The 4167-nt window shown below is 32.3% G+C and carries 3 protein-coding genes and 2 rRNA genes; all 5 read right to left on the bottom strand.

What is annotated here, in order from left to right; all coding sequences use genetic code 11:
• Positions 1 to 65, bottom strand: a 16S ribosomal RNA gene (locus tag BED47_RS13085); the annotation flags it as partial.
• Positions 66 to 382: 317 nt separating this feature from the next.
• Positions 383 to 1450: a HAMP domain-containing sensor histidine kinase gene (locus tag BED47_RS13080; protein ID WP_069034022.1), complete on the bottom strand. Its 1068-nt coding sequence runs from the start codon at positions 1448 to 1450 to the stop codon at positions 383 to 385.
• Complete coding sequence (locus BED47_RS13075; protein WP_069034021.1) at positions 1447 to 2121, bottom strand: response regulator transcription factor; 675 nt, start codon at positions 2119 to 2121, stop codon at positions 1447 to 1449. The genes BED47_RS13080 and BED47_RS13075 overlap by 4 nt, the downstream gene beginning before the upstream one ends.
• A gap of 24 nt (positions 2122 to 2145) precedes the next feature.
• A complete protein-coding gene (locus BED47_RS13070) occupies positions 2146 to 3900 on the bottom strand; it encodes an ABC transporter ATP-binding protein (RefSeq protein ID WP_069034020.1) in 1755 nt (584 codons plus the stop codon).
• Between the two features lie 156 nt (positions 3901 to 4056).
• Positions 4057 to 4167 (bottom strand): 5S ribosomal RNA (gene rrf / locus BED47_RS13065); the annotation flags it as partial.

Here is a 4167-nt window from a genome sequence, read left to right as displayed (position 1 = left end):
TCGACTTGCATGTATTAGGCACGCCGCCAGCGTTCGTCCTGAGCCAGGATCAAACTCTCCATAAAAGTTAAGTTTAAATCTTGTATTGCTCAAAAAACTAATAATTGACGTTTACTTCATGTTTTGTTTAGTTTTCAAAGTTCACTTCGCCGCTTCATCTCTTAGCGACTTATATAATAATAACATATTAAAGTTTGTTTAGTCAACAACTTTTTTATATTATTTTCTTGCCTCATTTATTGGTTCAATGTGACAACGTTTAATAATATACCACGATTCTTTTATGATTGCAATAACTTTATAATAAAAAAGATAATGTTTCTCATTATAGCAAAAAATCTAGTTAACTTTACTAAACGCTACTTACTATAATGAAAAACAATTACCCCGCTGTTACAGGTAACTCTACTACAAAAAGTGACCCTTTACCGATCTCACTTTTTACATATACTATTCCGTTATGCATATCAACAATTTTCTTTACAATTGATAAACCCAATCCATTTCCGCCGGTTGTTCTATCTCTTGATTTATCTGCTTTATAAAACCTTTCAAATACATGCACTTGATCTTCTTCCGAAATACCAATTCCAGTATCTTGAATTTGTATAACTACCTTGTCATTATCTTGTATAGCAGATATAAATATATCACCATTGTTAGAAGTAAACTTTATACTGTTTGTTATTAAATTCATCCAAACCTGATTCAAGAGAGCCTCGTCTCCAATAAAGTCAATTTTACCAAGGTCAACATGCATATTAATATTTTTTTCTACTATTTGAGGTTCGCAGCTTAACAATGAGTACATAAGTTGGCTATTTAATGAAAAACTGTTCTTTTCTATTGGCTGGTTTTGTGATTCAAGTGAAGTTAGCTTTAGTAGGTTATCGCTAAGCTTGGATAATCTTGTACTTTCATACTCGATTATATTTAAATATTGCTTTCGCTCTTCTAATGGTAAACTTTCATTTTGTAATACTTTAGCAAAACCTTTAATCGATGTTAATGGCGATTGAATTTCATGTGAGACGTTTGAAATAAATTCTTGTCGCATGTTTTCCATTTGATCTAAATTTTTTGCCATATGGTTAAAGCTATCTATTATCTGTCCTATTTCACCACCAAATGCATTCCTGAATTTTTCAAGATCCACTGATACGTTAAACTCTCCTCTTGAAATACTTCTAATTGCCTGCATTATTTCTTTTACCATTTTCATTTGCTTTGGATGATGAAACATTCTACCAAATATAGCTCCTCCGAGCATTAGTAATAGAAAAGTTAAAAAAGTATTTATGATTTGTATCGTTAAGTCTGATAGACTAGTGAAATGATTTTCATAAAAGTAAATAGTAGAATAGTGAACAATTAGGCTTCCAATCATTATTGCAGTCGTTAATAATAATATAGCTCCTATAACATCTCTAATTTTTTTTAATACTTTCATTTCAATAACTCCATTCGATACCCTAATCCCCACACAGTAGCAATTTTAAAACCAAATTCTTTCTCGGGAAATCTTTCCCTCAATCGCTTTATATGAACATCCACAGTTCTTTCATCCCCTGCATAATCGAATCCCCAAATGTTTTCAATTAATTGTTCCCTGGAATATGTTCTACCTAAAGAGCTTGCTAAAGTAAATAAAAGCTCTAATTCTTTCAATGGCATATTGATTACCTCATTGTCATTTAGAACTTTGTAATTTCTGTGGTCTATTATTAACCTTCCTATTTGAACAATTTTAGACGAAGATATTTTTGATCTTCTTAACAAAGCTTTTACTCGAACAACTAATTCGACTGGTTCGAACGGTTTTACGATATAGTCGTCGGTCCCTAATTTAAACCCCCTAACCTTCTGTTCAGTTTCACCTTTTGCAGTTAACATAATTATAGGAAGATCATAATTGTTGCGTATTTCTCTACAAAGCTCAAATCCATCCATTTTAGGCATCATTAAGTCTATAATTAACATATCTATTCTGTTATCATCAAAAACACTAATTGCTTCAATACCATTTGTAGCCTCAAAAACAGTAAAGCCCTCATCCCGAAGTAAAACATTTAATAGTTTCCGAATATGTGGATCATCGTCTACGATTAAAATACTAGCCATAAAAACACCTTCCCTAAAGTTTAATTACACTGCACTATTTACTCTCAATTGTTGATCTGCAAATTCTCTATACATCAAATGGTTACTATATAATTCATCATGTGTCCCTATACCAGTTATTTTCCCTTTATCTAAAAATACAATTTGCTCCGCATCTATAACTGTGGAAAGACGATGGGCAATAATTAAAGTAGTTCTCCCTTTCATTAAATTAGAAAGTGCATTTTGTACAACTAATTCAGACCTACTATCAAGGTTTGAAGTTGCCTCATCCAACATTAATAATTTAGGGTTTCTTAGTAAAGCTCTCGCAATACCTATTCGTTGTCTTTGTCCACCAGATAGTTTTATACCTCTTTCTCCAACCTCTGTATTAAAACCTTCAGGTAAGTCATTAACAAATTGATCTACATATGCCATACCCGATACATAAGCCAATTCTTTATCAGATATCTCTCTTTTAATTCCATAGCAAATATTATCTCTAATTGTACCGGCAATTAGCGGACTTTCTTGTGCAACATAACCTATTTGTTTTCTCCAACTCTCTAAATTAAAACTATTTATTGGATTATCTCCATTTTTTATTTCCCCATTATTTGGAGGATAGAAACGTTCAATGAGTGAAAATAAAGTTGTCTTTCCGCTTCCACTTGGTCCTACAATAGCTGTTACCTTACCAGGAGGGATCACAAAATTAAGATTTGTTAACATCTCTTCTTCCTTATATGCAAAATGCAACTTATTAATCTTAATCGGTAAATTCATATCAACTTCATCTTTTCCAGTTTGATAATCTTCTTCTTCTAGTTCTAATATACTGATCATTCTTTCAGTAGCACCTTTTGTTTTTTGAAGTTCAGTAAAGAAATGTGTAATTTGGGTTATTGGGAAGATAATTTGGAATAAATAAAGGATATAAGCTACTAACGCCCCTGCAGTTATTGCACCCGATGAGACCCTGACCCCGCCATATCCAATAATGACTACTAAAATAAGCATTAATACAAAGGAAACAATTGGTCCAATGAAAGAGTGTAGCTTTCCTTCCTTAATACCGAAAGATAATAAATTATTAATTCCCTTGTTTCCATTAGTAATTTCAGAGGTTTCCGCGTTCGAAACTTTCACTAATCTAATTTCCGAAAAAACTTGGCTTATTAACGATGTGAATTTTGCTGTCTCATCTTGGGTTGCTTTTGATAATTTTGACATTTGTTTTCCAATAGGGATAAATATTAGTGCAATGACAGGTATAATGCTAAAAGTTACCAATGTCATTTTCCAATCTAATACTAGAAGTAATATAAAAGATCCGACAATAGAAATGATTCCTGTTAAAAAGTTTGTTATGTGTTCTGTTATTAACCCCTTTAAAATTGCTGTATCATTTGTAACTCGACTTACATTATCTCCAGTCTGAGTCTCATCAAAATAAGATATTGGAAGAACAATCATTTTCTTCCACAATCGGTGTCTTACATTGGCAACAACTGTATTTCCTACTCGGCTAAGCAGATAAATAGAAGCTGCTGATGAAATAGCCTGTATTATTAGTACTGCAACAAAAACCACTATTTGTCCCGCACTTAAGGATGCTAACGAAAAACCATCTACAAATTTCTTTGTTAGCAAAGGTAATAGTAACCCCACTAAAGTAGTGGCTACACTTAATAGTACGCCTATTGCAAACAACCATTTAGGAGGATTTGCATTTTTTAATAAAGAGATAAAATTTCTCCAATCACTTTTTTTATTTAAATTAGTTTCTTCTTTCATATCTTTACTCCTTACACTTACTATTTTTTTATCTACATTCCCTTTAAAATTTACAACTAAAATATGAATAAAGAATGAACTAAATTATTTTTTACTCTTAAATATTATTTTTTATAACGCAAAAAAACATCAGCCTAATAGCTGATGTTTTTCGTTACCAGGCGACGTTCTACTCTCACAGGGGGAAACCCCCAACTACCATCGACGCTGAAGAGCTTAACTGCCGTGTTCGGTATGGGAACGGGTGTGACCTCTTCGCAATAATCA

It is taken from the genome of Gottfriedia luciferensis (assembly GCF_001712755.1).
Taxonomy (GTDB): Bacteria; Bacillota; Bacilli; order Bacillales; family Bacillaceae_G; genus Gottfriedia; species Gottfriedia luciferensis_B.
The sequence above is the reverse complement of the archived record's forward strand: the minus strand, read 5'-3'. Positions and strand labels throughout refer to the sequence as shown.